At 68.9% G+C, this 26,589-nt stretch carries 26 protein-coding genes, 3 tRNA genes and 3 riboswitches; of the genes, 18 read left to right on the forward strand and 11 right to left on the reverse strand.

What is annotated here, in order from left to right; all coding sequences use genetic code 11:
- Positions 1–60: 60 nt before the first annotated feature.
- Positions 61–1,497 (reverse strand): aminotransferase class V-fold PLP-dependent enzyme, encoded by a 1,437-nt coding sequence (locus tag BLS97_RS11650; protein ID WP_090476109.1) that lies wholly within the window; start codon positions 1,495–1,497, stop codon positions 61–63.
- A gap of 42 nt (positions 1,498–1,539) precedes the next feature.
- Positions 1,540–1,654: riboswitch (SAM riboswitch) on the reverse strand.
- A 290-nt stretch (positions 1,655–1,944) separates the two neighbouring features.
- Between BLS97_RS11650 and BLS97_RS11655 the strand changes: the two genes are divergently transcribed.
- The 3 genes from BLS97_RS11655 (at position 1,945) to BLS97_RS11665 (ending at position 2,273) form a co-directional block, all read left to right on the forward strand.
- Positions 1,945–2,017, forward strand: a tRNA-Glu gene (locus BLS97_RS11655).
- 57 nt (positions 2,018–2,074) lie between these two features.
- Positions 2,075–2,151 (forward strand) — tRNA-Asp (locus BLS97_RS11660).
- Between the two features lie 45 nt (positions 2,152–2,196).
- Positions 2,197–2,273: transfer RNA gene (locus BLS97_RS11665), tRNA-Phe, on the forward strand.
- A 78-nt stretch (positions 2,274–2,351) separates the two neighbouring features.
- Here BLS97_RS11665 and BLS97_RS11670 read toward each other — a convergent pair.
- The gene (locus BLS97_RS11670) at positions 2,352–3,236 is read right to left on the reverse strand and encodes a fumarylacetoacetate hydrolase family protein (RefSeq protein WP_090476110.1); all 885 of its coding nucleotides are present in this window, start codon (positions 3,234–3,236) and stop codon (positions 2,352–2,354) included.
- 361 nt (positions 3,237–3,597) lie between these two features.
- Here BLS97_RS11670 and BLS97_RS11675 point away from each other — a divergent pair, with 361 nt between their 5' ends.
- Positions 3,598–4,356 carry an SDR family NAD(P)-dependent oxidoreductase gene (locus tag BLS97_RS11675; protein ID WP_090476111.1) on the forward strand — a complete coding sequence of 253 codons (759 nt, stop codon included), beginning with the start codon at positions 3,598–3,600 and terminating at the stop codon, positions 4,354–4,356.
- A gap of 19 nt (positions 4,357–4,375) precedes the next feature.
- On the opposite strand, the gene BLS97_RS11680 is transcribed toward BLS97_RS11675, so the two are convergent.
- Positions 4,376–6,136, reverse strand: a complete 1,761-nt coding sequence (locus BLS97_RS11680; RefSeq protein WP_090476112.1) for a DEAD/DEAH box helicase — start codon at positions 6,134–6,136, stop codon at positions 4,376–4,378.
- Positions 6,137–6,304: 168 nt separating this feature from the next.
- Here BLS97_RS11680 and BLS97_RS11685 point away from each other — a divergent pair, with 168 nt between their 5' ends.
- On the forward strand, positions 6,305–7,585 hold the full coding sequence (locus BLS97_RS11685) for a phospholipase D-like domain-containing protein (RefSeq protein WP_090476113.1): 1,281 nt from the start codon (positions 6,305–6,307) through the stop codon (positions 7,583–7,585).
- Here BLS97_RS11685 and BLS97_RS11690 read toward each other — a convergent pair.
- Positions 7,567–8,661: a GNAT family N-acetyltransferase gene (locus tag BLS97_RS11690; RefSeq protein WP_090476114.1), complete on the reverse strand. Its 1,095-nt coding sequence runs from the start codon at positions 8,659–8,661 to the stop codon at positions 7,567–7,569. The genes BLS97_RS11685 and BLS97_RS11690 overlap by 19 nt on opposite strands.
- A gap of 340 nt (positions 8,662–9,001) precedes the next feature.
- Here BLS97_RS11690 and BLS97_RS23500 point away from each other — a divergent pair, with 340 nt between their 5' ends.
- Positions 9,002–10,003 (forward strand): L,D-transpeptidase family protein, encoded by a 1,002-nt coding sequence (locus BLS97_RS23500; protein ID WP_197676139.1) that lies wholly within the window; start codon positions 9,002–9,004, stop codon positions 10,001–10,003.
- Here BLS97_RS23500 and BLS97_RS11700 read toward each other — a convergent pair.
- The gene (locus tag BLS97_RS11700) at positions 10,000–11,529 is read right to left on the reverse strand and encodes a sugar porter family MFS transporter (RefSeq protein WP_090476115.1); all 1,530 of its coding nucleotides are present in this window, start codon (positions 11,527–11,529) and stop codon (positions 10,000–10,002) included. The two genes, BLS97_RS23500 and BLS97_RS11700, sit on opposite strands and share 4 nt — an antisense overlap.
- 156 nt (positions 11,530–11,685) lie before the next feature.
- On the opposite strand from BLS97_RS11700, the gene BLS97_RS11705 reads away from it, so the two are divergent.
- The 3 genes from BLS97_RS11705 (at position 11,686) to BLS97_RS11715 (ending at position 13,400) form a co-directional block, all read left to right on the forward strand.
- A complete protein-coding gene (locus BLS97_RS11705) occupies positions 11,686–12,009 on the forward strand; it encodes a PASTA domain-containing protein (protein WP_157695373.1) in 324 nt (107 codons plus the stop codon).
- Positions 12,010–12,071: 62 nt separating this feature from the next.
- Positions 12,072–12,644 (forward strand): DUF421 domain-containing protein, encoded by a 573-nt coding sequence (locus tag BLS97_RS11710; RefSeq protein ID WP_090476117.1) that lies wholly within the window; start codon positions 12,072–12,074, stop codon positions 12,642–12,644.
- A gap of 231 nt (positions 12,645–12,875) precedes the next feature.
- Positions 12,876–13,400 carry a DUF4395 domain-containing protein gene (locus tag BLS97_RS11715; protein ID WP_090476118.1) on the forward strand — a complete coding sequence of 175 codons (525 nt, stop codon included), beginning with the start codon at positions 12,876–12,878 and terminating at the stop codon, positions 13,398–13,400.
- Between the two features lie 36 nt (positions 13,401–13,436).
- On the opposite strand, the gene BLS97_RS11720 is transcribed toward BLS97_RS11715, so the two are convergent.
- The gene (locus tag BLS97_RS11720) at positions 13,437–14,345 is read right to left on the reverse strand and encodes a LysR family transcriptional regulator (protein WP_090476119.1); all 909 of its coding nucleotides are present in this window, start codon (positions 14,343–14,345) and stop codon (positions 13,437–13,439) included.
- 99 nt (positions 14,346–14,444) lie between these two features.
- On the opposite strand from BLS97_RS11720, the gene BLS97_RS11725 reads away from it, so the two are divergent.
- Positions 14,445–14,810 (forward strand): YybH family protein, encoded by a 366-nt coding sequence (locus BLS97_RS11725; protein ID WP_090476120.1) that lies wholly within the window; start codon positions 14,445–14,447, stop codon positions 14,808–14,810.
- 1 nt (position 14,811) lies between these two features.
- Here the strand turns inward: BLS97_RS11725 and BLS97_RS11730 are convergent, their stop codons facing one another.
- Entirely contained in the window at positions 14,812–15,555 is a 744-nt protein-coding gene (locus BLS97_RS11730) for an HAD family hydrolase (protein WP_090476121.1), read from the reverse strand.
- A 66-nt stretch (positions 15,556–15,621) separates the two neighbouring features.
- Positions 15,622–16,191 carry a TetR family transcriptional regulator gene (locus BLS97_RS11735; protein ID WP_090476122.1) on the reverse strand — a complete coding sequence of 190 codons (570 nt, stop codon included), beginning with the start codon at positions 16,189–16,191 and terminating at the stop codon, positions 15,622–15,624.
- Between the two features lie 110 nt (positions 16,192–16,301).
- Between BLS97_RS11735 and BLS97_RS11740 the strand changes: the two genes are divergently transcribed.
- Genes BLS97_RS11740 through BLS97_RS11750 form a run of 3 tightly spaced genes read left to right on the forward strand, consistent with a single transcriptional unit; the run spans position 16,302 to position 18,225 of the window.
- Positions 16,302–16,898, forward strand: a complete 597-nt coding sequence (locus BLS97_RS11740; RefSeq protein ID WP_090476123.1) for a biotin transporter BioY — start codon at positions 16,302–16,304, stop codon at positions 16,896–16,898.
- Positions 16,899–16,900: 2 nt separating this feature from the next.
- The gene (locus BLS97_RS11745; RefSeq protein ID WP_090476124.1) at positions 16,901–17,617 is read left to right on the forward strand and encodes an energy-coupling factor ABC transporter ATP-binding protein; all 717 of its coding nucleotides are present in this window, start codon (positions 16,901–16,903) and stop codon (positions 17,615–17,617) included.
- Positions 17,614–18,225 (forward strand): CbiQ family ECF transporter T component, encoded by a 612-nt coding sequence (locus tag BLS97_RS11750; RefSeq protein ID WP_197676140.1) that lies wholly within the window; start codon positions 17,614–17,616, stop codon positions 18,223–18,225. Before BLS97_RS11745 ends, BLS97_RS11750 begins: the two co-directional genes overlap by 4 nt.
- 52 nt (positions 18,226–18,277) lie before the next feature.
- Here the strand turns inward: BLS97_RS11750 and BLS97_RS11755 are convergent, their stop codons facing one another.
- From BLS97_RS11755 to BLS97_RS11765, 3 genes are read right to left on the reverse strand one after another with little or no spacing between them, the layout of a single operon-like run.
- Positions 18,278–18,994, reverse strand: a complete 717-nt coding sequence (locus BLS97_RS11755; protein ID WP_090481990.1) for a GNAT family N-acetyltransferase — start codon at positions 18,992–18,994, stop codon at positions 18,278–18,280.
- Between the two features lie 26 nt (positions 18,995–19,020).
- Positions 19,021–20,412, reverse strand: coding sequence for an NtaA/DmoA family FMN-dependent monooxygenase (locus tag BLS97_RS11760; protein ID WP_090476125.1), 1,392 nt, complete (start codon positions 20,410–20,412; stop codon positions 19,021–19,023).
- A 7-nt stretch (positions 20,413–20,419) separates the two neighbouring features.
- Complete coding sequence (locus BLS97_RS11765) at positions 20,420–21,637, reverse strand: LLM class flavin-dependent oxidoreductase (RefSeq protein WP_090476126.1); 1,218 nt, start codon at positions 21,635–21,637, stop codon at positions 20,420–20,422.
- Between the two features lie 62 nt (positions 21,638–21,699).
- Positions 21,700–21,812, reverse strand: a riboswitch (SAM riboswitch).
- A gap of 154 nt (positions 21,813–21,966) precedes the next feature.
- Positions 21,967–22,098, forward strand: a riboswitch (SAM riboswitch).
- A 37-nt stretch (positions 22,099–22,135) separates the two neighbouring features.
- Between BLS97_RS11765 and BLS97_RS24500 the strand changes: the two genes are divergently transcribed.
- From BLS97_RS24500 to BLS97_RS11785, 5 genes are all read left to right on the forward strand, one after another.
- Positions 22,136–22,264 (forward strand): putative leader peptide, encoded by a 129-nt coding sequence (locus BLS97_RS24500; RefSeq protein ID WP_407938053.1) that lies wholly within the window; start codon positions 22,136–22,138, stop codon positions 22,262–22,264.
- 149 nt (positions 22,265–22,413) lie between these two features.
- Positions 22,414–23,421: an amino acid ABC transporter permease gene (locus tag BLS97_RS23505; RefSeq protein ID WP_197676141.1), complete on the forward strand. Its 1,008-nt coding sequence runs from the start codon at positions 22,414–22,416 to the stop codon at positions 23,419–23,421.
- Complete coding sequence (locus BLS97_RS23510; RefSeq protein WP_407938018.1) at positions 23,418–24,227, forward strand: amino acid ABC transporter ATP-binding protein; 810 nt, start codon at positions 23,418–23,420, stop codon at positions 24,225–24,227. The genes BLS97_RS23505 and BLS97_RS23510 overlap by 4 nt, the downstream gene beginning before the upstream one ends.
- A gap of 116 nt (positions 24,228–24,343) precedes the next feature.
- Positions 24,344–25,408: an ABC transporter substrate-binding protein gene (locus tag BLS97_RS11780; RefSeq protein WP_090476127.1), complete on the forward strand. Its 1,065-nt coding sequence runs from the start codon at positions 24,344–24,346 to the stop codon at positions 25,406–25,408.
- 44 nt (positions 25,409–25,452) lie between these two features.
- On the forward strand, positions 25,453–26,589 hold the full coding sequence (locus tag BLS97_RS11785; protein ID WP_090476128.1) for an FAD-dependent oxidoreductase: 1,137 nt from the start codon (positions 25,453–25,455) through the stop codon (positions 26,587–26,589).

Consider the following 26,589-nt stretch of genomic DNA (forward strand, 5'->3'; position numbering starts at 1 on the left):
GCCCGGCGGTCATCCGCCGGGCCCTTCGTCGTGCGCGGCTGCGTCCGCAACCGGTGACGGCTATTGCCAGGGGGCGATGACGGGCAGTTCGCGGTCGTCGACGGCCGGGGTGGGCCGGCCGTCGACCACGACGTACCGGCGCCGCGGACCGCGCGAGGCGATGGATTCCACCGCGTCGACCAGGCGGTCGACGTGCTCGGTGGTGCTGCCCAGCCCGACCGAGGCGCGGATGGCGTGGCCGGTGCCGTCCTGGACATCGCACCCGGCCGCGCCGAGCAACCGACGAACGAACGGCTGTGCGCAGAACGCGCCGTCCCGGACGCCGATACCGTGCTCGGCCGACAGGGCAGCGGCGACGACGGCCGAGTTCTGGCCGGCGACGGTGAACGTGACCACTCCGATCGTCTGGACCTGATCGCCGAACAACGAATGCACGGTGACGCCAGGGATGTCGAGCAGACCGTCCCGCAGCCGCTCGGTCAGCGCCTGCTCGGACGCGGCCAGGCCTTCCCGGTCGGCCGCGGCCAGCGCGTGGCAGGCCGTGGCCAGGGCGACGGCGCCGGGGACGTTCGGGGAACCGGCCTCGTGACGGTCGGGCACCGGCTTGAAGGTGGTCTCCTCGTCGGTGACCGTCGCCGTGGCGCCCCCGCCGACCAGGTAGGGAGGGGCCAGCTCCAGCCAATCGGCCCGGCCGATCAGCGCGCCAGACCCGTACGGGGCGTACAGCTTGTGTCCGGACAGGGCGACGTAGTCGACCCCCAGTTCCCGGATGGAGAACGGGCGGTGCGGAGCCAACTGCGCGGCATCCAGGGCCACCCGGGCGCCGCGGGCGCGGGCCACCGCGGCCAGGGCCGTCACCGGCCAGATCTCGCCGGTGACGTTGGAGGCGCCGGTAACCACCAGCAGGGCCGGACCGGCCGGCCGGGTGCGCAGCGCGTGATCAACCGCCGACACCGCCTCGCCCGGTGAGGCCGGCGCGGCCAGCCGCACCACGTTGATGCCGTCGCGGTCCTCCCACGGCAGCAGCGCCGCGTGGTGCTCGGTCTCGAAGACGACGACCGTGGTGCGAGCCGGCAGGCAGTGGGCCAGCAGGTTGAAGGAGTCGGTGGTGTGCTTGGTGAAGATCACGGCGTCGTCGCTGCGGCCGCCGACGAAGTCGCGGATCGGGCGGCGGGCTCCCTCGTACAGGGCGGTGCAGACCTTCGAGTGCCAGCCGGCGCCGCGGTGCACGCTGGCGTAACGCTCCAACAGGGCGTCGACGGTGTCGCGGACGACGCGCAGGGCCGGAGCCGAGGCACCGTGATCCAGGTTCGCGTACTCCACGAATCCACCGCCGGCCAATGGCACCTGGGCGTGGGCCCCGACGATCTCCAGTCCGGGAGCGTGCGGGTGGCGGACACCGGGGCGCGGAGCGATCGGGGCTTCGGCGGACCAACGCACCGGGTGGGTGGGCGCGGTCGCGGAGAGCCAGTCGGGACGGTCGAGAACAGCGGTCATCAAAGATCCTCAGGAATCCTTGGACTCCCGGCCGAGCCGGGTGGTCCGCGCTTGCCTGATGCACCTCGCACCAAGCCAGGTCTTCATCCGGGGCACCCCACCGCGGTAGGAGGGTTGCCGGCCAGCAAGCCGGAGCTATCCGCTGGCACTCATGACCTTCGAGGTGAAGGGTAGCAAGCCGTCGGGGATCGCGAAAGCCCCGCGGCCGGGCGGCCGCCACCGCTGCCCGGTGTGACCTGGGTAACGCCGGAACGGCCCAACTCCGGTCAGGGGCTTCGGTGTTGTGCCATCCATGCAGGTCAGGACAATGGTGCGAGAGGCCGCCGGCAGGTCTCGGCATCGTTTTGGAGGTGGGTCCGATGATGTCGTATGCTTCCGTAGCTCCCAACGGACAGCCGTTGAAGCCGGTGAGGTCAGGTAGTACTTCTCCCCGGTGACGACGTCTAGGCCCCCATCGTCTAGCGGCCTAGGACTCCGCCCTTTCACGGCGGCAGCACGGGTTCGAATCCCGTTGGGGGTACGCAGAAATGCAGACTAAGGTCTGGGTAGATGTATGCAGTTGGTCTTGATTCATCAAGGCCCCGTAGCGCAGTTGGTTAGCGCGCCGCCCTGTCACGGCGGAGGTCGCGGGTTCAAGTCCCGTCGGGGTCGCCAAGCATCGGCCGGGCTCAGGTCTCCTGGGTCCGGCCTGTTGTTTGAGGCCAGGTAGCTCAGTCGGTACGAGCGTCCGCCTGAAAAGTGGAAGGTCGCCGGTTCGATCCCGGCCCTGGCCACCACAGTGATCCCCGTTCGGCCGGTTGGCCGAGCGGGGATCTTCTTGTTTGGGGGCCGGGCGGGACGCGCGGCGAGCACAGCTACGGGGCGCGCGCGGGATCCGGTGTCAGCCAGGCGAACTCGTCGGTGGTCGCCGGGATCACCGGATTGGACAGGACGCCGACGGATTCGATCTCGATGACGACGGTATCGCCCGATTGCAGGTCGAAATCCATCTCGGGCACCAGGCCGGTTCCGGTGGAAAGCACGACGCCGTCCGGGAAGGAGGCGTGACGCCGCAGGAATCCGACCAGGTCGGCCGGGGTGCGGTTGAGCATGTCGGTGTTGGTCGAGCCGGCCCATGCGGTCTCCCCGGACCGCTCGACCCGGACCTGGATGTTCAGGCTCTGCAGATCCTCGATCTCCCAGATCGGCCGGATCCCCGGGCCGATCGCACACGATCCGGAATAGACCTTGGCCTGGGGGAGATACAGCGGATTCTCACCCTCGATCGAGCGGGAGGAGACGTCGTCGCAGATGGTGGCGCCGACGATCTCGCCCGCAGCATTGACCACCACGGCGAGCTCGGCCTCGGGCACGTTGATCTCCGAATCGGGACGGACGCCGATCGGTTCGTCGTGACCGACCACTCGCCACGGGACGCTCTTGAAGAACAGCTCCGGACGGTCGGCCTCATACACCCGGGCGTACACGTCGGCGACGACGCTCTCCTCCTGACGGGCCATGCTCGACCGGCGGTAGGTGACGCCGCTGGCCCACACCTCGGTCAGCCCGTCGACGGGCGGCAACATCCGGAGGTCGGCCGTCTCGACCACCCCTCCGGTCTCGACCAGGGCCCTCAGGACCGGGAACGGCAGCCGGAGCAACTCGGCCAGCGACCGCGCGGCCAGCCGCCTGACCGTTCCGTCCTCGGACCGGATTCCGACGTGAACCTTCGACTCGGCAACGTATCTGATGATCTCCATTGATCAACCTTTCCGGGGGATCGGTCCCACCTGCTTCTCGCGGACGACGTCGTGCTGGGCCCTGGGCCGCCGATCGCGTCAAACCGACCGGGTGGCCGTCGCGGCCGGCGGTGCTCCTGGCCGAGGACAGTAGCAACCAGCGCGCGGGAACCGGACGAAACGGCCCCGCGACCCCGGATGCATCCACCGCCGGACAACCGTCGATGATGTGGGCCTGCACGGTGACGGGTGTGGCGACCGGGCGATCTGACGGCGGTGACTCCGGCCGCATCGAGCTGGATCTCCACGCGAGCTCTCCGTCGGTTGGTGCTCCTGAGTCGGACCCGGGTGGCGGGCGCATGAATGAAGGAAGGGTCTCCAGATGGGGCAGTTGAACGGGTTGCGGGCATTGATCACCGGTGGCGCATCGGGCATCGGATTCGCGGTGGCGCAAGCCTTCTCGGTCGAGGGTGCGCAGGTCGTGGTACTGGACCGATCGGAACGACCGGCCGATCTGCCGGACGGGTGGGGCTACGTGCGGGCCGACGTGACGGACGATCCTTCCGTGCGCTCGGCCGTTGCAGCGGCCGTGGAGCAGCTGGGCGGCCTGGATCTGCTGGTGAACAACGCCGGCATGGGTGCGCAGGGGGCCGTGCAGGACAGCACCGACGAGGAGTGGCACCGCGTGCTCGACGTGAACGTGGTGGGTACCGCCCGGGTCTCGCGCGCTGCGTGGCCGCACCTTCGGGCCTCGGAACACGCCGCCGTGGTGAACACCTCGTCGGTCGCGGCCACCGCCGGCCTGCCGCAACGTGCCGTCTACAGCGCGAGCAAGGGCGCGGTGTCGGCTCTGACCCGCGCCATGGCCGCCGACGGCATGGCCGATGGCGTCCGGGTGAATGCGGTCAACCCAGGCACCGCCGACACACCGTGGATCCAGGGGCTGCTCCGGTCGGCACCCGATCCGGCCGCTGAGCTGGCCGCTTTGGCCGCCCGCCAGCCGCACGGGCGCCTGGTCGCCGCGAGCGAGGTGGCCGCGGCGGTGGTCTACCTGGCGTCCCCGGCCGCCGGCTCCACCACCGGGGCGGACCTGGCGGTCGACGGCGGGATGTCCGGGCTCCGGCTGCGGCCCCGGACGTAGGAGTCGACCCGCCCGGGTGTCATTCCCCGGCCGACTCCAGGGCCGATGTCGGGAGCCACGAGACCCCAAGGGCCGCCGCCACCTCGCCCAGCGCCGCACTGTCCGCGCCGGCGGTGTGGTCCGCGGCGAAGAACCGTCCGATCATGATCTGGGCGATGGTCTCCTCGACCGTGCCTTCGGCGTACCCGAGCCACCACGGGCAGACCTGACCGTCGCGATGTGACCGGCCGAGGATCTGGCGGCCCTGCAGGCCGGAATACCGCACGTTGTGCATCAGGCCTTCCCGGGTGGCCGGGCTGGCGGGGCCGCCGGGCAGTAGCTCGCCCGCGTGCAGGGACAGGGAGGTGGAAGGGGTGAACACGACCACCGGCGCGCCGCCGCGCTGGAACCGCAACCGCTGCTCCTCGAGATCCTGCGTGCCGTACAGCCGGGCCACGGGAATGCCTGCGGCCTCGAGGTTCTCGGCGATGGGCTCGGCGGCGGCCGAGATGAACTCGCAGGAGATGACGGCCTGCCGCCCGGCCTTGACCACGGCGGTGGCCCACTGTGCGGTGGAAGCCACCCGCAACAGAGACGCCTTCTGCCGCAACCGCAACACGGCGGCGCGACCGGAAGCGGTCCGCCGGGCCGGCCGGGCCATCACCTCACGGTCGGCAGCCAGATCGGCCAGTGCCCGCTGGAACTGGGTCCACGCGGTCCGGTAGGCCAGGGTCTCGTCCGGACTGAGCTGCACCGGGAGCAGTTCCAGCGGGGCGGGACCCCACGGCGCCGGGCGATGCAGGGTCAACGGGGGGCGGGCGTCGGCCAGCCAACCACGCACCGTCGCCGACCCCTGCGCCCGGATCCCGCCGTCGGCCCCGGCCCGGTCGTTCCAGGTCCACTTGCCATAGGCCCGGGCCAACGGCAGTTCGGCCTCGAGCAGGCGGTTGCCGAAGTCGGTCCAGCGGGCCACCGGCTCGCCGTGCACCTGGGCCAGCAGCGGCGCCAGATAGGTCAGCTCGGCCGGATGGTTGGCCGGCGTGGCCGTCAGGTGGATGACGAACGGGGCCTTGTGGTGCGGGTCGGTGAATCGGGTGACGCGCCGGAAACGTTGCACCCGCTGGGTTTCCACGTTGCGGTAGAGGTGGGATTCGTCAGCGATGACGATGTCCATCGTCCACCGGGGCCGCCCCCGCACCAGAAGCCGGCCCAATTCGTCGGGCGAACAGATCAGCACCCGCAAGCCGTCGGTCCCGGCGGCCAGGATGGTGCGTCTCCAGTGCGGGATGGTGATCTGCTTGGGCCGGTCGACCAGGACGAGTACGTTGCGCGCCCCGCGCTCGCGCGCGACGGCCAGCAGGCCGAGCCAGGCGGTCAACGTCTTGCCCGTGCCGACGTCGTCGGTGAGCAGTACCCCACGCGCCGGGGCACCACCGATCTCGCTGGTCGCGGCGGCCAGAATCATTGCCGCGCCTTCGGTCTGCAGGGCTCGCGGGGTCATCCCGGCCGGTTCGGCGGTGATCCGGCCGTCGGTGGAGTTGGCGTCGTCCTCCAACCAGCGCAGCCAGGTCAGCGGTTGCGAGCGATACGGGACGAGATCCGGCGGTAGCTCGGCACCGGCGTGGACGTAGACCTTGCGGGCGGCGTCGTAGGTGGTGCCCGGGACCTTGATGCCGAACGGCACGTCCAGCAGCCACAGCCGCCCCTCGGACGGAACGGGGATCGGATCCGGTCGGGTCGTCCGCCCGGCGGTTCCGGTGGTCCGCCGCCTGCTGGTCCGGCGGCGCGAGGTCGGCGGCACGCGGCCACTGTACGGGGCGGCCGAGGGAGCCTGGGTGGATGCCGGGCTACCCACCCGAGCCGCCGGCCCGGCCAGGGCGGTGTTGTGCGTCGGCGAGGGCCGTGATGCTCGCCCCAGCGGGCCCTGGGTGGTCTGCGCGGTGTGCTCGCCTGAGACATACTGCTGAGCATGGGGAAACGCACCTTGGACCTGGACGACAGGTCCGCCCGACTGATCCACGGGACCGACGTCTGGTCCGAGATCAGTGATCTGCTGTACGCGTACACCAACATCCAGGCGGCGCTCACCGTCGTGGGACGCGACGCCGACGCGTTCCTGCCCCTCCGCGGACCGGCCACCATCGTGGTCGACGCCGGCGTCAAGGCGTTCGAATCAGGACAGACCGATCCCGAAGTGCTCCTGGGCTGGACCCGGCGTGGCGTCCGGGTGTACTCGCTCCCGATGTTGCACGCCAAGGTCATCCTGGCCGAGGGCGACCCGTCGTTCGTGCTCGTCGGCTCGGCCGACGCGGTCAGACCGCTGCCGAAGCGGGCCGAGGCCGTGCTGCTGGCCGACGAACCCGATACCGTCGAAGAAGTACGTTCCGCGATGGCCGAATGGAAGGCGCTGGCCGGCGAACCGCTGACCGACGACTTCCTGCAGGCTGCCGTGGAGAAGTACCGGCCCGCTGCCCCGGCTCATCCGGCCGACCGTGTGGTGGAGCGCATTCCCGATCGGCGGCCCACCCCGCCGCGGCCAACCAGTCCGGCCCGTCCCGAACCTGAGACCCGCTCGGCTCAACCAGTAGGGACCCCCGACGCCGTGACGCAGTCTGCCGCACCATCAACCCCGCCCACGGTCGCCGGCCCAGCTGCGGCCCCGGCGACCGCCGCCCGGACGGCCGCGCCGGAGCCGCAGAACTGGCTCAGCGAGGACGATGACGAGATCGGCGCGATCGGGCCCATCGTCTGGGACCGGCCGAAGTACATCTACCTCGCACCGCTGAGCCGCGAGGGCCGCGCGTCGCTGTCCGCGCTGGAGCGCCTCAAGCACCTGCGCCGGGAGTTCAGGGTGCGCAGCGAGGACGACGGACGTCCGGTCCTCGAGGTGGAGATGTTCTGGCGCGAGGAGGTCACCAAGCCGGGTGCCAAGCCGGGTGTGGTGTACCGGGAGGGTTGGCACGTCGTGCCGATCCAGATGATGGGCACCGTGCGCCCGACGACGACGTCCCAGCTCAGTTCGCCCGGGAAGGTGCTGCAGTCCTACACCGACTACTCGGCCCACCCGGCCCGCACGTACTACTACCTGCAGACCAACACCGCCGGGCGCACCATGGCCTACCGGATCCTGCGCGACCTGCTGGCTGAACTGGGCGAACGTCCCTCGTTCGACCACGCGTACATGATGCAGCACAAGGTCGACGCGATCCTGAACCTGTGGCCGGAGATCAGCTACTCCGACGCCGGGTAGGACAGCACCTTCTTCCACGCGCCTTCGTAGCCGATCGGGACGAAGCCGAGCGCCTCGTTGACGTCGAGCATCGGCCGGTTCTCCTCGGCGTTGAACGTCAGGACCGCCGGGTGGCCCGGGTGATCCCGCTGCAGCGTGACCAGGTTGGCCAGCTTGAGCAGGAGACCGAGGCCGTGTCCGCGCGACCCGGGCAGCACCAGGGTGTCGCGCTGACTGACCGGCGCAGACAGGTCTCGGGGGACCGCCAGTTCGGTGTAGCCGACCAGATGCCCGGTGACGGCGTCCTCCACGGCGGCCAGCAGACGCACGTCGGGGCGGTCGGCGTTGTTCGCCTCGGTGTCCAGCACCCGCTGCGCGGACCATTCGTCACGCGGTTCGTCGAGTCCCGCCGACGGTTCCTCGACGCTCATGTTCGTGTAGAGATTGGCCATGTCGTCCAGCCAGCGCTCCGGTGTGTGGTCGGCCCAGTGATGCCGGACGAACCGCGGACCCGACCGCAGGACCGCCGCGTCCAGCCGTCGGCGCAGATCCGCTTCCGGGATCGGTAGCGCGAGCCGACTGCCCCGGACCACCTGCTCGAGCGTCCATCCCCGGACGAGCAGGAACCGGACCTCCGGGTTGTCGGCCGGGAGCGACCCGAACCCGGTGGGCGACCACAGGCGATCGAGGCGCCCCTGACGGTCGGGGGAAGGGACGTAGGTAGCGAGACGGGCTCGGCCCTGCGCCCGGCCCAGGCTCACCAGATGCGCGGCCATCGCCGAGCCCAGGCCTCGTCCGCGGTGTTCGGGCAGCACCCGGACGTCGGTCCAGGCAACGTCGGGCTCGCCGGTGACCCAGTGGTAGACGCCGCGGGCGACGATCCGGCCGTCCTGCCGGATGACGAACAGCCGCTTCGGTTCGTACTGCTGGTTCCGGTAGCTGGGCAGCAACTCGTCTGCCGTGATCGCCATCTCGGGCGTGCCGTACGCATCCACTTCGACCGCACTGCTCACCGCCACGCTCTCGATGAAGTCAGCCGCGTCGGGGCCGTCCAGAGCGGCTGGAATTGCTAGCTCTTCGACCGTGATCGTGTCCATTGCCTTCCGCTCCTGACGGATCGCACCAGGTCAGCCGTAGCGTCGGGCCGAGCGGTGGAATCGGGTTCCTCTCGCAGTCTCCGCGCTGCCACCCCGCCGCTCCACCCATTTACGTCGCGGCGGCTCGGCCGGCCGGTGCCTTGATCACCCTCGGTGAGGCGGTGGACACCCGCGTGCGCATGCGAGTGGCCGTGTCCCCTCGCAGCGACAAATGCGGTCCGGGCAGGCCACACTGGACCCCGAGCGGCGCGGCGGGCCGATCGGTCCGTGCTCGGTGACCGTCGCAGATGGGCGGTTTCTTCTCGTGGGTGCAGCAGCGTTCGGTCGCAGATTCGCGTCGATGGTCACGACCGTGGCCCTGGCCGCCGCCGGCCTGGTCGTGGTGTCGGTGGTGACGGCTCCGGCCGCTTCGGCCGACGCCAGCCCGGCTCCGGCGAACAGCCGGCAGATCATCTCCGTGACCGCCCCGACCTCCGGTTCCACCACCGCGGTCCTGCGCGCGTACCAGAAGGGTGGCGACGGGATCTGGCACCTGGTCATCGGGCCGGTCTCGGCTCACGTCGGGCAGGACGGCGTCGGAAAGGCGTCCGAGGGCAGCGGACGCACCCCGGCCGGCGCCTTCGCGCTGACGCAGGCCTTCGGGCGGCAGCCCAACCCGGGTACGAAGGTGCCGTACTTCCGCAGCACTCCGCTCGACTGGTGGGACGAGAACCCGTCGTCGCCGACCTACAACCTCCACGTCCGGCGCGCCACCAGCCCCGGCGGGGCCAGCGAGAACCTGTACTACTCGGGCAGCGTGTACGACTACGTGGTCAACATGGACTACAACCTGGCCCGTGTCCCCGGAGCCGGATCGGCATTCTTCCTCCACGTCTCGGACGGCACGCCGACCGCCGGGTGTGTATCGGTACCCAGCGCATCGATGGTGCAGATCCTGCGTTGGCTCGATCCGTCCCAACACCCGTACATCTACATCAAGGTCGGCGCGGCCTGGCGGCCTCCGATCCCGCCGACGCCGGTCGGCCGCACGGACACCCTGACCGCGATCGCCGGTGGCCGGCTGAGCATCACCGGCTGGGCCGTGAACCCAGCGACACCACTGATCTGGATGCGCATCCGGGTCAAGGTCGCCGGGCCCAAGGGCTCCGCCTTCTTCTCCACGACGACCGGGGTGCCGCGCCCTGACGTGTCCAAGACGTACTACTGGGCCGGCCCGCGAACCGGCTACCGGATCGTCGTCCCGTCGATGGGCGCTGGAACGAACCAGGTCTGCGTGGCCGAGATCATCGCCGCCACCGGCGTGGCCCGCAACATCGTCTGCCGGGCGGTCACCGTGCGCTAGCGATGCGCCTCGACCGTCGGCGCCGGGCGGCGCTTCCGGTTCATCGTCTCCATCGACATGGCCTCGAGTTCGACACCCTTGGTCTCCCGGATCTTGGCCAGCACGAAGAAGTACGACAGCAGTGCGAACAGCGCGTACAGCCCGTAGGTGAAGCCGAGCGAGAAGTCCCGCAACGGCGGGAACGTCACCGTGATCAGGAAGTTGAAGATCCAGTTCGCGGCGGTGGCGATCGCCATCGCCATGGCCCGGACCCGGTTGGGGAACATCTCGCCCAGCAACACCCACATCACCGGGCCCCAGGACGCGCCGAAGAACACGACGAACAGGTTCGCGCAGATCAGGGTGGCCACCCCCCAGAACCCGGACAGCTGCGGGGCCAGTACCCCCTTCGCGTCGGGCACCAATGTGGCCTGCGCGAAACCCAGCGACATCACGGCCAGGGAGACGAACATCCCGGCCGAGCCGACCAGCAGCAGTCGCCGTCGGCCGATCCGGTCGACCAGCAGGATCGCGATGACGGTGACCACCACGTTCGTCACGGAAGTGATCACGGAGGCCGTGTAGGAGAACGAGTCCTGGAATCCGACCGACTTCCACAGCGACGTCGAGTAGTAGAAGATCACATTGATCCCGACCAACTGCTGGAACGCGGCGAGCAGGATGCCGACCCAGACCAACGGATGCAGACCGAAACGCTTGCCGCGCAGGTCATTGAAGGACGGCTTGTCCTCACGGGTCACCGATTTCCGGATGTCCTCGATGCGCTCGTCGATCTGGTCCGGGGTCTCCCCGAGCACCCGCCGCAGCACCTTCTTGGCCGCCGCGTCCTTGCCGCGGGCGACCAGGAACCGAGGGGACTCCGGGATGCCGAGCGACAGCAATCCGTAGATCACCGACGGCACCACGCCGACCAGGAACATCCACCGCCACGCTTCGAGGCCGAACCACTTGGTCCCGAGCGCGCCGCCGTTGCCGCCGGCCAGCCATGCGTCGGACAGCAGAGCCACGAAGATGCCCAGGACGATCGCCATCTGCTGCAGGGACGCCAACCGCCCGCGCAGGCTCGCCGGGGCCACCTCGGAGATGTAGGTGGGCCCGATCACCGACGCGACACCGATGCCCAGGCCGCCGATGAAGCGCCAGATGCCGAGCTCCCAGACCGAGAACGACAGTCCCGATCCGAGCGAGGACACCAGGAACAGCACGGCCCCGACCATCATGACCTTGGGACGCCCCCATCGGTCGGCCAGCATGCCGGCGTACCAGGCGCCGACCGCCGATCCGATCAGGGCGACCGCGACGACGAAGCCGGTGATCCCGGACCCCAGCGAGAAGTGGCTCTCGATCGAGTCGACCGCCCCGTTGATGACCGAGGTGTCGAAGCCGAACAGGAAGCCACCGACGGCGGCGGCGATGGAGATCGCGGTGGCCCGGGCCGGGTGGCGCTCGCCGTGGTCGGCGTATCGGGGATCCGCGCGGCGCGGATCGCTCCCGGCGATCGCGCTCGATCCGATGTCTTCGACCATGGCTGCCTGCTCTCTCGGCGTGATCCTGAGCGCCGCCGCCCGGCGATGCGCAGTCGTTTTCCGAACCCGTTCCCCGTCCGCCGCCGCCCCAATCGGTCGGACAAGCTCGCTCCCTGGTCCTACCGCCGCCTCGGTCGGGTCCCTACCATCGACGGTATGGCCAGGGGTGCGGTGGAGGTGCCGGACGTAGTGGGTCTCACGTTCAGCGGCGCGGTGGCGATCGGTCGCCGGGCCGGGTTCGCCGTGGTCGGCCGCACCCCCGACGGCAGCGTCGTGGCGGTCGACTCCGAGGGCCTGGTGGTCGAGCAGGATCCGCTGCCGGGAGCCAGGGGGCGAGCCGGACAGGCGTTGACGCTGCGAGTCGGTCGGGGTGACGGCGGCTCCAAGGATCCGGAGCCCCGTCGTCCTGACCCGTTGGTGCGTAGCGACTTCGGCGACATCGATGATCCGGACCCTGACATGGAGATGGTGCCGGTCTGATCCGGCCGGGCCGGGCCGGAGCATGATGCGGGCTCCAATGGTTCCCCAGCGAGGAGAGCGTGATGTGGCACAGCCTGTTCGTCGTACAGATCCCGGTGCTGGAGAAGATCATCCGGACGGTCGCGGTGTACGTGCTGATCGTGCTGATCTTCCGGATCATCGGTAAGCGGTCGATCTCCTCGCTGAACACCATGGACTTCGTGGTGATGTTCCTGCTCTCGAACGTGGTGCAGAACGCCATCATCGGCAACGACAACTCCTACCTGGGGGGTGCGATCGGCGCGGTGACCCTGGTGGCCACGAACACCCTGGTCACCCGGCTGGCCCTCGTCTCGCCGGCCTTCCGCCGGCTGGTCGAGGGCACGGCGGTCGACGTCATCACCGACGGTGTGGCCGACCGGGCGGCGCTGCGCCGGCTCGGGATACGGAGGGACGAGCTCGACCACGCCATCCGCACGCAGAACGGCGACGACATCACTGAGATCGGGAAGGGCACCCTCGAACCCGGGGGTCAACTGGTGCTCACCCTGAAACCGTCCGAACAGGACGCGACCCACGGCGATATCAGCGAACTGACCACCCGGCTGGAGCGGATCGAGGCCCTGCTCCTTGCGCGGTCCGACGGACCGGCCTGACCTCGATGGATGCTGCTGGGCATTTCCGGGCTGGTGGGTGTACAAATGACGGCATGTGTTGGCTACCCGTCCTCGAGCCGTTCTGGCCAGGGCGGCGTGGCGACGCGTTCGACGGCTGGTGTCTACGGGGCTGAACGCCGCCCACGGAGAGTTCCGATCCGTGTTGGTGCCGGCGTCGGCCCTCCCGCCGTCCACCCGCTCGGCTCTCTCACCGACAAGGCCTCCCGCATCATGACCGTCACCGACGAGTACGCGCCTGCCCGGCGTCTGAAAGGCCTTCTCACCTTTCCGAACCCGGTGAACGAATACGCCGCCCGGTCCACCGCCGGGTTGGTGGTGCTCCTGACCGCCGTCACCCTCGCGGTGCGCAGTCCCTGGCTGCTCTGGATCCTGGCCGTCGGTTTCCTGCTGCGGCTGGCCGCCGGGCCGCGTTTCTCGCCGTTCGGGCAACTGTCGGTGCGAGTGATCGCCCCGCGCATCGGGCCGGCCAAGCTGGTGCCGGGGCCGCCGAAGCGCTTCGCCCAGGGCATCGGCTCGGTCCTGTCGGTCGCGGCCGCGGTCAGCTACTACGCCTGGACCCCGACCGCGTCGTGGGTGCTCGTCGCCCTGATCACGGTCGCCGCCACGCTGGAGTCGGTATTCGGACTGTGCCTGGGCTGCATCATCTTCGGTCGCCTGCAGGCGATCGGCCTGATCCCGGTCTCGGTGTGCGAGGCGTGCAGCGACATCCGGCTGCGACAGAAGGTCGCAGCCTGAGAATCGGCCAGCGGTCTCCAGGTCGCGGCACCCGGTTCATCTGATCGATCGCGGCGCTGACGCCGCCCCGGGTGCGAATGCTCGTCCGGCGTGCTCCAGCAGCCGGTCCAGGGCCGCGTTGGGCATGCGCCGCCACACCAATGCCAGCAGAGCCGGGGTCCGGATGCCGGTGATCGGAAGGATCTCCATCCGGTCCCGGTAGAACGAAGCCATGGTGTCCGTGAGCACCGCCACCCCCAGGCCTCGACCGGCCAGGTCCACGACTGCGTCCGGGGCGCTGGCCTGCAGGGTGAGGTTCGCGTGCAGCCCCTGCGCCTCGCAGTCCCGATCGAACACGGCGCGGACCCCGGTGCCCCGCGGCAGGCAGATGGTCGGGTGCGTGACGAGTTCGGCCAGGGCGATCCGGCGTCGCCCCGCCAAGGGGTGCCCGGACGGGACCACGGCGCTGAGCCGTTCCCGGATGACGATGCGTGATGCGAGGTCGTCCGGTACCTGACCGGCCAGGCCGACCAGGGCGAGGTCCAATCGGCCATCGCGGATCCGGTCGACCAGGACGTCGGAGTTGTCCTCGACGAGCGACAGTTCGATGGTCGGATGGGCACGGTGGAAGTCGGCCAGCGCGTCGAACAGGGGCGTGACCGTGCAAGCGGTCACCATGCCGACGGTCAAACGCCCACGGACGACACCGGTGACCTCGTCGACCGCCCGGCGGACCGCCTCCGCCGAGGCCAGGGCGGCGCGGGCCGGGGTGAGCGCAGCGCGCCCGGCCGACGTCAGCGTGGCCGTCCGGCCGGACCGATCGATCAGCTCGGCACCGAGCTGTCCTTCGAGCTGCCGGATCTGCGCGCTGACCCCGGACTGGCTGATGTGCACCCGCTCGGCCGCCCGAGTGAAGTTGGCCTCCTCGGCCACCGCGACGAAGTATTCGAGCTGGCGAAGTTCCATACGCCAGGATTCTAGTGGACAGAAGAACTATTCGTTGGACTTCTGATTTGCGCAGCGCAATCCTGAGGTTGTCAACTGTTGCGAAGGAAGGTGGTTGCCTTGTCGGTCCACGAAAAGGCGCAGAAGCCGGAGGATCTCACTCGACTGTTCGTCGAACGAGCGAACGCGAGGGATGCGGCCGGGATCGCCGCGCTGTACGAACCGGATGCGGTGATGGCCTATCCGGCCGGGAGTCAGACGGTCGGACGGGCGGCGATCCGAGAACTGTGGGAGCGGGTGTTGGCCCATGCCCCGCGCTTCGAGCCGGAGGCGCCGCTGCCCACGCTGATCAGTGGTGACATCGCTCTCACCTCGACCCCGCCCAAGGATGGCAGCGGGGCAAGGGCGCAGGTGGTTCGCCGGCAGAGCGATGGCACCTGGCTCCGTCTGATCGACCAGCCGGAGTTCAACCCCCCGACGCCGTAGGTCAGGCGTGGGGGAGCTGCCAGAGGGGCAGAAGCGCGTCGATCTGGTCGAGGCCAGGGATGACGATGTCGGCGCCAAGGCCGGCCATCGACGCCAGTGAGTGCCGGCCGGTGGCGACCAGGGCGCATCGCACGCCGATCGCCCTGGCGCAGGCCAGATCTCGGGGGGTATCGCCGACGATCCAGCACTGGTCGAGGTTGTGTACCCAACCAGCGGCCACCAGTCGGTCGACGGCCAGTGCGGCCACCGCGGCCCGGTTCTCGCCCAGATCGCCGAAGCCGCCAAGGTCTGGGTCGATGAACGGCACCAGCCCGGCGAACTGGAGTTTCAGCCGCCCGATGCTTTCCATGTTGCCGGTCACCACGGTCTGGTGCACACCGGCGTCGGCCAGTCGGGCCAGCGTCGCGTGCACGCCGGGCAGGGGAGCGACCTTGGTCCGGAACTCGTCGATTCGTGACATGACGATGGTGCGCAGTCGGTCCAGTACATCCGGCACCAGGGAGGGGTCGGCGTCGACCGAGAGCAGCAGGGTGGTGGCGATCTCGGCGTCGATCCGGCCGCCCAGATCGAGGTCGCGGCCGTCCGGGCGCGTTCCGGCGACGTCACGGACCGCGTCCAGGAAGGCGCCGCTGGAGAAGCCGCCGGTGGTGGACAGGGTGCCGTCGATGTCCCACAACACGGCGGTGACCGGGCGGCTCGGAGGGACCGCGGGTGCGGGGTTCGACGGTGTGGTGGGCAGGGACACGGATGGCCTTTCCTGGCGGGGATCTCCCTACAGGAGACCACATGCCGCCGACGTCGGGGTGGTCGATCAGGCTCCGGAGCCGTGCCGGCGCGCACCGAACCCGTCCAGGATCAGGGACAGGCCCAGCTCGAACTCGGCCGACCGGTCCTCCGGCTCGGACTTGAGGACACCTACGCTGCTGGCCTGATGCTGCGTCTGCTCGTCCACCACGGCACCGAACACGAAGTGCACCAGGGTGTTCGCCGCGACCCGAGCCAACGACGGATCGTCGGTGGCGTGCGCCATGATCACCGTCAACCGCTGGGCGGGCGAGATGGTGCCCAACTCGAAGGCATGGATCGTGGCGATGAGTTCGGCGCCGTCGCGGTGGCCCAGCATCGCTCCCCGAAGTGCCCGCGTCTCCGCGAGAACGGCGTCGCGCCAGGGCTTCCCGGTGCTGTCCGGCAGGTCCGCCTGCTCGAGGATCTGGTCTGCCACGGCCGCCAGTAGCGACTGCTTGTTCGGGAAGTGCCAGTAGAGCGCACTCGGTGCGACACCCAGTTCGGCGCCCAGCCGTCTCATCGACAGATCGGCCAGTCCGTGCTGATCGAGCACGGCGAGGGCCCTTCGCACTACGTCGGCCCGGTGGTACCGCACGTCGTCGTCCTCCCTGTGTGTGGCGGGGGGTCGCTGGTCCTCGCCGGTCCGGCGACCAGCTAACCTGAACACCGTTCAAGTCAGGTCGCACATCCAGGAGCAATGACACCATGGCCGAAGCCCGTACCGCCACCGAGCCCCATTCCCGGTCCGCCACGACCGATCTCGCCCTGGTCGCGGTCTTCGCCGCACTGATCGCCGGCTGCGCGCTCATGCCGGCGATCAACGTGAGTGCTCTGGTGCCGATCACCTTGCAGACGTTCGGTGTATTGCTCACCGGCGCGGTGCTCGGCGCCCGGAGAGGGTTCCTGGCCGTGCTGCTGTACCTGGCCGTCGGCGCGGCCGGGCTCCCGGTGTTCTCCGGCGGCCGATCCGGGCTCAGCGTGTTCAGCGGCCCCACCGTCGGCTACCTGGTCGCCTTTCCGCTGGCCGCGGCGTTGTGCGGCCTCATCGTCGAACGGTTGCCGCGTCGTTCCGCCGCGCGCAGCGTACCGCTGGTGTTCCTGGCCGGCCTGGTCGGCAGCGCGGTCTTCATCCACACCTTCGGTGTGCTCGGCCTGATGTGGCGGGCGCACCTCTCGTTCGGGGCCGCTTTCGACGTCGACCGGGTCTTCTGGGTCGGCGACATCCTGAAGAACGTGCTGATGGCCCTGGTCGCGACGGCCGTGCACCGCGCATTTCCCGACCTGCTGCGAAAGCGCCGTTGACTATGCCGCGCATCGAGTTCGTCGACGTCGAGGTGACCGTCCCGATCGAGGACGGTGACCTCGAGATCCTGCGACGGACATCCTTGGTGCTCAGCGAGCACCGGATCGGCGTGATCGGGGCGAACGGATCGGGCAAGTCCACCCTGGCTCGCCTGATCAACTCCCTGGTGGAACCGACTCGTGGCACGGTCGCGGTGGACGGGCTCAGCACCTCCCGGGATGCCGCCGCCGTCCGGCGCCGAGTCGGCTTCGTCTTCACCGACCCGGCGGCGCAGTTGGTGATGCCGACCGTGGTCGAGGACGTGCAACTGTCCCTGCGGCGCAGTCACAGTCGCCGCTCGGAACGGCAACGCGCCGCTCTGGCCGTGCTCGACCGGTACGGCTTGGCCGCCCTGGCCCATCGCAGTGTCCACACCCTCTCCGGTGGGCAACGCCAATTGCTGGCCATGGCCGGGGTGCTGGCCACCGACCCAGCGATCCTGGTGGCCGACGAACCCACCACGTTGCTCGATCTGGGCAACACCCGCATGATCGGCGATCTGCTGTTCTCGTTGCCCCAGCAACTGATCCTGCTGACCCACGACCTCGATCTGGCCCGCCGGTGTGATCGGGTGCTCGTGGTGGCCGACGGCCGGGTGGTGTTCGACGGGGACGCCGGGCCGGCGGTGGAGTCCTACATCCGGTCGGTGGAGGGCATCCCGGTGCAGGACCCGGCGTGAGCGGCGCGCTGCTCGGGCTCTACCGGCCGGGAAGCACGCCGCTGCACCGCTGGGCGGCGGGGCCGAAGCTGGCCGGTCTGCTCGGGGTCGGGGTGGCCACCGTGCTGTTGACCGGTCCGGTCGCCGCAACGGGCGGATTCCTCGCGATGCTCGCCGTTGCCGCCTCCGCGCGGATCGGGGTCGGTCGGGCCCTCCGGTCCTTGTTGCCGGTCCTGGTGGCCGCGGCGCTGTTGGCCGCCTATCACCTGTGGCAGGACGACTGGCGGAACGCGGTCGAGCTGAGCCTGGACCTGCTCACTCTGGCGCTGGCCGCGACGGTGTTGACCGCGACCACGCCGCTCGACGGGATGCTGGACGCCATCGCCGGCGGACTGCGCCCGTTGCGCCGATTCGGCGTCGACCCGGAGCGGATCGGCCTGGCCTTCGCCCTGATGATCCGCAGCGTGCCGGAGATCCTGTTGATCGCGAGCCAGACCCGCGCCGCGGCCATCGCCCGTGGCGTGCAGCGGGATCCGCGGGCCCTGTTGACGCCCACGGTCATCCGGGTGGTGGCCCGGGCGCGGCAGACCGGTGACGCGCTGATCGCCCGGGGCATCGGGGACGACTGATCACTCCCGGGCGACCGTGCGCTGGTCGGCCCGGCTGTAACCCGCCCGCCGGTCAGGCTTCCGGCACCGTCACGGACAGGAAATCGGTCACCCGGCGAAGCCGAAATCCGATCGACTCGTACAGGCGGATCGCGTTGGTGTTGCTCGCCGCGGCATGCATGAACGGGCGGTCACCGCGTTCGGCGATGCCGTGGGCCACGGCCCGGACGAGTCGTGTGCCGAGCCCCTGCCCGCGGTAGGCCGGATCCGTGCACACGGCGCTGATCTCGGTCCAACCCGGCGGGTGCAACCGCTCACCGGCCATCGCGATCAACTCCCCGCCGCGGCGGATCCCCAGGTAGGTGCCCAGTTCGATGGTGCGTGGCCGGAACGGGCCGGGACGGTTGCGCGCCACCAGGGCGAGCATCTCCGGAACGTCCTCGGGCCCCAGGAACGATGTCTCGGGATCAGGTCCCTTCTCCAGCGCCACGTCCACCAGTTGGACGCCGCCGCCGACCGACATCCAGGTCCATCCGGCCGGGACGGTGGCCGCGGACCCGGCCAGCGCGAAGCTCTCGCCCGGCCCGATCAGTTGCGCCGCATCGGCCCAGGCCTGCGGGTTCGCCGGGTCGGCCAGAGCAACGAACACCGACACGTCGGGGTCATACCGGCTGGCCAGGCCCCGGCGCTCCGCGAAGCGGGCCTGCGGTCCGGTGAGAGCGGCCCAGACCGCGTTGTCCAGTATCGGATCGCCGATACTCGGGTCTTGTCGGGCCAGGAGATCGTCCAGGCCAGGATGAGCAGTCAGATCCGCAGTCACGCCCACGATGCTGCCTCAGACTCTGCAGAGACCCGCGCCCGGGGCGTCCGAGCGGCCAGACCGAGGTGCTCACGAAGGGTAGACCCGGCGTAGTCAGTGCGGAACACCCCGCGTTCCTGCAGGATCGGGACGACTTTGTCGGCGAATTCGCTCAGCCCGTCCGGGGTGATGTGCGGGACCAGAATGAACCCGTCGCTGGCGTCCGCCTGGACGTACTGGTCGATGGCGGCGGCCACGGTCGCCGGGGTTCCGATGAAGTTCTGCCGGGCGGTCTTCTCGACCACGACGTCCCGGAGCGAAAGGGCCTTGGCCACTGCGAGTTCGCGCCACTCGTGGGCCACTGCGATTGGGTCGGCGTTCATGCGGACGCTGGCTCGCCCCTTGGCGATGGTGTTCTCGCCGACCAAGGGGTCGACCTCGGGCAGCGGGCCGTCGGGGTCGTAGGCGCTCAGGTCGCGGTTCCAGAGCTGCTCGGCGAACTTGATGGCCGTCTGTCCGCTGACCTGCTGTCGACGAACCTGCGCGGCGTACTCCTGGGCCTCGGCATCGGTGTCGCCCAGGATGAAGGTCGCCGCGGGTAGCACCAGCAGCTCCTCGTGACGCCGATTGAACTTGGCCAGCCGACCCTTGATGTCCGCGTAGAACGCCTGCCCGGCCCCCAGGGTGCCGTGCCGAGTGAAGATGGCGTCCGCGGACTCGGCGGCGAACTCCCGGCCGGCGTCGGAATCGCCGGCCTGGAAGATGACTGGCCGGCCCTGCGGACTGCGCGGCACGTTGAAATTGCCGTGGATATCGAAGTGGTTGTCGCGCACGGAGAATCCGCCCGGGTGGCCGTGGGTGAGGAATTGACCCGAGACCTTGTCGGCAAGGATCTCATCACCCACCCAAGAGTCGAACAGCTCGACGGTGGCGTTCAGGAACCGCTGGGCCCGCTCGTACCGCTGCTCCTGGGCCAGAAACCCGCCACGGCGGAAGTTCTCGCCGGTGAAGGCGTCCCAGGAGGTGACCACGTTCCAGGCCGCCCGGCCGTTGGACAGGTGGTCCAGGCTGGCGAACTGCCGCGCCACGTCGTACGGCTCGTTGAAGGTGGAGTTGATGGTGCCGGTGAGGCCGATGTGGTCGGTGACGGCAGCCAGGGCGGTGAGGATGCCGAACGTGTCCGGGCGACCGACGACGTCGAGGTCATAGATCTTCCCGTTCTGCTCGCGCAGTCGCAGGCCCTCGGCCAGAAAGATGAAGTCGAATCTTGCCCGCTCGGCGATCTGTGCGAACCGGCGGAACGACTCGAATTCGATGTGGCTACCCGATCGTGGGTCACTCCACACCGTGGTGTTGTTCACGCCCGGGAAGTGTGCGGCGAGATGGATCTGCTTGCGGGGCTTGGTCATCGTGGATTCAGACCCTTCCTGTGATCGGAGCCGGAACGGCGTAGCGGTTTGTCGGGCGGCCCAGACCCAGCAGCCCGCGGAGGGTGTCGGATTCGTACTCGGTGCGGAAGGCGCCACGAGACTGGAGTTCGGGAACCAGGTCCTCGGTGATGGCGGTCAGGTCGTCCGGGAGAGTTCCGGGACGCAGCCGGAAGCCGGTGTAGCCGATCGACTGCCAGGCCAGGAGCAGATCCGCTAAATCACCGGCCGAACCGGCGAAGATGTACGCGTCGGAAACGTAGGGCGCACCCGAGAGGGCGTCCAATCGAGCTCTTCTCGCCTCGCCGGTCTCGGTCGGCGAATCCAGGAAGACCACGACATCGGCGTAGACGGCTAGTTCGCCCTCCGGGCGGCCGACGCCCCTGAGCTCCGTCCGGACCTCGTCCAGGATCCGGCGCGCGCTCTGGGTGTCGGCCGGGGTGACGAAGACGACATCGGCGCTGCGGGCGGCGAACCGGTAGACGATCGGTGAGTGGGCCAACGCGGTCACCAGCGGTTGGCCCTGAGGCGGGCGCGGCACGATCGACGGTCCCTTGACCGAGAAGAACTGACCCTGGAAATCGATGTAGTGGATCTTGTCGCGGTCGATGAACCGTCCGGTGGTGACGTCACGGATCTCGGCGTTGTCCTCCCAGCTGTCCCACAGCCGGCGGATCACCTCGACGAAGTCCGTCGCCTCGTCGAGCAGAACCGAGAGAGCCTGCTGGGCCGCCGGTTCGAAATAGTTCTCCTGGGTGATCAGGGGGAGCTGCCGGCGGCCGACGTGCGCGGCCTCGGCCGCTCGGGCCGATACCTGCACCCGCACGCCCCCTCGGCCGGTACTGACGTGGTCGAGGGTGGCGATGGCCTTGGAGATGTGGAACGGCTCGGTGTGTGTGGCCAGCACCGTCGGCACCAGGCCGATGTGTCGTGTCGTCGGGGCCACCCGGTCCGCGATCAACACGGCATCCAGCCGACCGCGGACCTGATTGGTGTCGTCCTCGTCGGTCGACAGGCCGGTGGCATCCAGGGAGAAAGAGTCCTCGATGGTGAGGAAGTCGGCCAGACCACGCTCGGCCAGAGCGACCAGATCGAGCCAGTAGTCGGCTCCGAACAGGTCAGCCGGACGGGCCGACGGTTCACGCCAGGCAGCCGGATGCCATCCGGCTCCCTCGAGGGCGATGGCCAGATGGAGAGGTGATGACATGAGTAGACCTTCACAAGGGGGATGGGATGGGTTCGGGCTTGTCAGGAGGCGGCCGGCGGGCCGACTCGCGCTTGCGACCGCCGATCGGCGATCACCAGGTCGTCACCTGGAGCACCCCGCCGCGAAGGAGGGTTGCCGGCCAGCAAGCCAGGGCTGCACGCTGACACTCATTACCTGCCGAACAACATAACACCGCGAAAAATGCCCAGTTCGAGGGCCCGACCGCCGGCCGGCGTTCCCGACCGTTAATCGCTTCAGGGGAAATGGCTGCGCGGGGGCGACCATTCGCGAGTTGACCGGCGTGCTTCCCGGTGTTAGCTTCGTTCCACGGTCATGAGATTCAGCGACAAGCTCCGGCTCGCTGGGCGGCAACCCTCGGTGCACATCAAGTGCCGAACACGGTGGGGTGCTCCGGATGACGACCAGGCGGTGCTCGACCCCGAGCCCCGCAAGCGTGGGGCCACTGCTGTGGCCGGACGAACGGACGAGACGATCAACATGAAAGCCCAGGCCAGTACCGGTCTTGCGGCAATCGCCCACGTCGTGGCGCGGTTGCGGTCACTGTTGGGCGTCTCACGTCGTCACGTCGATCTCCAGCGGGTCTCCAGCGCGCTCTGTAAGGCCTGACCGACAGGCCGTCCGTACCCACGGCGGCACCCCACAAACCGCAGTCCTGCGCCATCAGCGCGCCAGGGCGATTTGTGCAACCGTTCAGTCCTTTCGATCGACGTCCCAGCGATCATTGCTGCCGTCGACGCCATTGATGGAGATATCTCTTGTCCACCACTCCGCTCGAAAAGAATGTGACGAGCGCCCCGCCGACGCTCGCCACGTCAGCTGCGAGACCGAAAACGGCTCTGCAGCGAGTGATTCCGCTGCGCCATCCGGGCCGGTGGATCGCCATCGCCGTTGTCGTGGTGATCTTCGCCCAGTTCGGTCACGGGCTCATCACCAACCCGTTCTACCAGTGGTCCCGCTTCCGCTACTGGTTCCTCCGGCCGGTCATCCTCGACGGGCTGGTGGTCACCCTGCAGGTGGCCGCCTACAGTGCCGTCCTCGGGCTGATCGGCGGCATCATCCTGGCCGTCGGGCGATCGTCGAGGAATCCGCTGCTGTCCGGCCTGTCCTGGCTGTACATCTGGGTGTTCCGATCCATTCCGCTGATCGTCGTGTTGATCTTCGTGTACAACTTCAGCGCGCTCTATCCGCGGTTGTCGTTCGGTGTCCCGTTCGGGCCGGCGTTCTTCTCCGTCGACGAGTCGAAGCTGTTCTCCTACATGGCGATCGCGGTCATCGGGCTCAGTCTGAACGAAGCGGCCTACGCGGCCGAGGTAGTCCGGTCGGGGCTGCTCTCGGTGGACCAGGGACAGCTCGAGGCAGCCACCGCGCTCGGTATGTCCAAGGGGCGGACCTTCCGGCGCGTCCAACTCCCGCAGGCCCTGCGCACCATCGTGCCGTCCTATGTCAATCAGCTGATCGGTCTGATCAAGGGCACCTCGATCGTGTTCTACGTGTCCCTGCTCGATCTGTTCGGGCAGGTCGAGACCATGGGGAGTACCTACCCGGAGGACATCATCCCGCTGCTGATGGTGGCCACCGTCTGGTATCTCGTCCTGACCACGGTCCTGTCGGTCGTGCAGTACTACGTGGAACGGGCCTACTCCAAGGGTGCCCTCCGCACCATGCCGCTGACGCCGCTGCAGAAGGCCCGAAAGAGCGTGACCGACCTGCGGGCCCGATTCCGCGATTCGTCCGACGCCTCCCGATTCGGCGTGACCCAGTGACGCGGGCCGACGCTGTGCTGAATGCAACGGCCGTCACCGAACATCCACCGGTGGTCGAGATCGTCAACGCGCACAAGGCGTACGGCGCCAATCAGGTGTTGGACGGCATCGATCTGGCGATCGCCAAGGGGACCGTCACGGTCATCCTCGGCCCGTCCGGTTCGGGCAAGTCGACCTTGCTCCGCGCGATCAACCATCTGGAGCGGCTCGACGTCGGGTACGTCGCCGTGCACGGTGAACCGATCGGGGTGAAGCGCCACGGGCAGCGCCTGAAGGAACTGCCCGAGCGAGCCATCCTGAAGCAGCGGGCCAAGATCGGTTTCGTGTTCCAGAACTTCAACCTCTTCCCGCATCTGACCGTGCTGGAGAACATCACCGAGGCGCCGGTGGCGCACAGGTTGAAGTCGGTGTCCGAGGCCAGGAGGAGCGCCGAGAATCTGCTGGCCAGGGTCGGTCTGGCCGACAAGGCCGAGGCCTACCCGCGGCAGCTGTCCGGCGGCCAGCAGCAGCGGGTGGCCATCGCCCGGGCCCTGGCGCTGGAGCCGGAGTTGATCCTGTTCGACGAGCCGACGTCGGCCCTGGACCCGGAGCTGGTGGGCGAAGTGCTCTCCGTCATCAAGGATCTCGCCAGCACCGGAACCACGCTCGTCGTCGTGACCCACGAGATCGGCTTCGCCCGTGAGGTGGCCGACCGGGTGATATTCCTCGACCGCGGGAAGATCGTGGAGCAGGGCACGCCGGCCGGGGTACTCGACAATCCTTCGACCCCGCGTTGCCGTGATTTCCTGGACAAGGTCCTTTCCTGACGTCCTGAAATCCGGTTGCTTTCTTCCTGAATCTGGTCACTTCCTCGATCACCCTTCCGCGGCGCCTGCGCCGCACCATTTCGATGCCCGTTCGGGCAACCTGTACAAGGAGCATCATGTCGTTCACCCGTTCCCGCCTCCTCCCATCGCTCGGAGTCGGCGCCGTGCTGGCTTCCCTGTTGGCCGCTGCCGCGTGCGGCTCGTCGAGCAGCAGCGCCGCCCCCGGCGCCAGCTCCGGGTCCGTGAGCGCCGCGGCCGGCCAGAGTGTGGTCACCGCGGCCTCCGAATCCACCGACGTCGCCATCGCGCAGCACACCAATGGCGCCGGCACGGCGACCACCATCACCGTTCCGACCGTCGCTTCGATCCGCGCCGAGCTTCCAGCCTCCATTCGGGAGAGCGGCAAGCTGGTCATCGGCCAGGGGGCCTTGCCGGCCGGCTTCCCGCCGCTGTCCTTCATCGGTGACGATCAGAAGACGCTGACCGGGTCGGAACCCGACCTCGGCCGGCTGATCGCCGCGGTGTACGGCCTACAACCGGAGATCGTCAACGCCACCTGGGACAACCTGTTCGTCGGAATCGACAGTGGGAAGACCGACGTCGGCATCTCCAACATCACCGATACCGAGACCCGCAAGCAGAAGTACGACTTCGCCTCCTATCGTCAGGACAACCTGGGGTTCGAGGTGAACAAGAGCAGCACCTGGAATTTCAACGGCAATTACCAGAACCTGGCCGGAAAGACAGTGGCCGTCGCCTCGGGCACCAACCAGGAGAAGATCCTGCTCGAATGGCAGGCCGAGCTCAAGGCCGAGGGGAAATCGCTGGACGTGAAGTACTACCCGACGCAGGCGGCGGTGAACCTGGCCCTCTCCTCCGGCAAGATCGACATCTACTTCGGCCCCAACCCGGGTATCGCCTATCACGTCAAGGGTGATGCGAGCGGCCCGAACCCGACCCGCAACGCCGGAACGCACTCCGGCGCCGGCGCCACTCTGCAGGGCCTGATCGCCGCGACCACGAAGAAGGGCAACGGCCTGGCGCGGCCGCTGGCCGACGCGATCAACTACCTGATCAAGAACGGCCAGTATGCGAAGTGGCTGGCCGCCTACAACCTGTCGAACGAAGCGGTCCCGACCTCACTCGTGAACCCGCCCGGACTGCCGAAGACCAACAGCTGATCCACCGCGCCAAGGCGGATCGACAACCAGAGAGGAACAGGACGATGGCCACGCGGTCGACACGGCAACACATCGTGGTGGTGGGTGGTGGGGCCATGGGCTCGGCCGCCGCCTGGCGGCTCGCGGTTGACGGATACCGGGTGACGTTGCTGGAGCAGTTCGAACCGGGACACGTGCGCGGAGCCAGCCACGGAAGTTCGCGGATCTTCCGGCACGCGTATGCGGACCGTCGCTATGTCGAGCTGGCGGCGCGGGCCGCCGCCTTGTGGGCCGAACTCGAGGAGGCTGACGGCACCCGGTTGCTCAGCTGGACCGGTGCCGTCGACCACGGGGACCCGGCCGCGGTCCAGGGCTTGGCCAAGGTGCTGGGCGACGCCGGCCTTGCGTACCAGATCCTCTCTCCGCAGGCGGCGGCGCAACACTGGCCGGGCCTGCGGTTCGACACCGTCGTGCTGCATCACGCCGCAGCCGGGCGGGTGGACGCTGACCGCGCCGTCGCGGTCCTGCAGCGACGGGCGGCCGCGGCCGGAGCCCACGTCATCCATCGCAGTACCGCGCGCCGGTTGACCGTGGGCCGGCTCGGCGCCGAGGTCGTGCTGGACAGCGCGACGATCAAGGCCGACCAGGTGGTGGTGGCCGCAGGTGCGTGGACCAGCGATCTCCTGGGCGAGCTGATCGCTCTACCCCCACTGCGCACCACTCGGGAGCAGCCGGCCCACTTCCCGCCGATCGATCCGAACCTGGTCTGGCCCAGCTTCATTCACCACCCCGGCTCCGACCTCCGGGCCGAGGGCATCTACGGACTCGGATCGGCTGACGGCATCAAGATCGGTGAGCATGGCACCGGACCGGTGGTCCATCCGGACACCAGGACGTTCGATCCCGACCCGATCGTCACCGACCGGCTGATTGGCTACGCCGCCGAATGGCTGCCGGGAGTAAATCCGACTCTTCCGGCTCCGGTTACCTGCCTCTACACCACCACGCCGGACGGCAATTTCATCGTCGACCGAGTGGGCCCGATCACGGTGGCCGCCGGATTCTCCGGTCACGGCTTCAAATTCACCCCGGCCATCGGCGATCTGATCTCGGGACTGGTATCGGGAAACATCCGGACGCCGGATTTGTTCTCCCTGAACAGATTCTCCGGGGACAAGCCCGTTCCGGCACGGTCAGCATGA

The sequence above is a fragment of the Nakamurella panacisegetis genome, assembly GCF_900104535.1.
Lineage (GTDB): Bacteria > Actinomycetota > Actinomycetes > Mycobacteriales > Nakamurellaceae > Nakamurella > Nakamurella panacisegetis.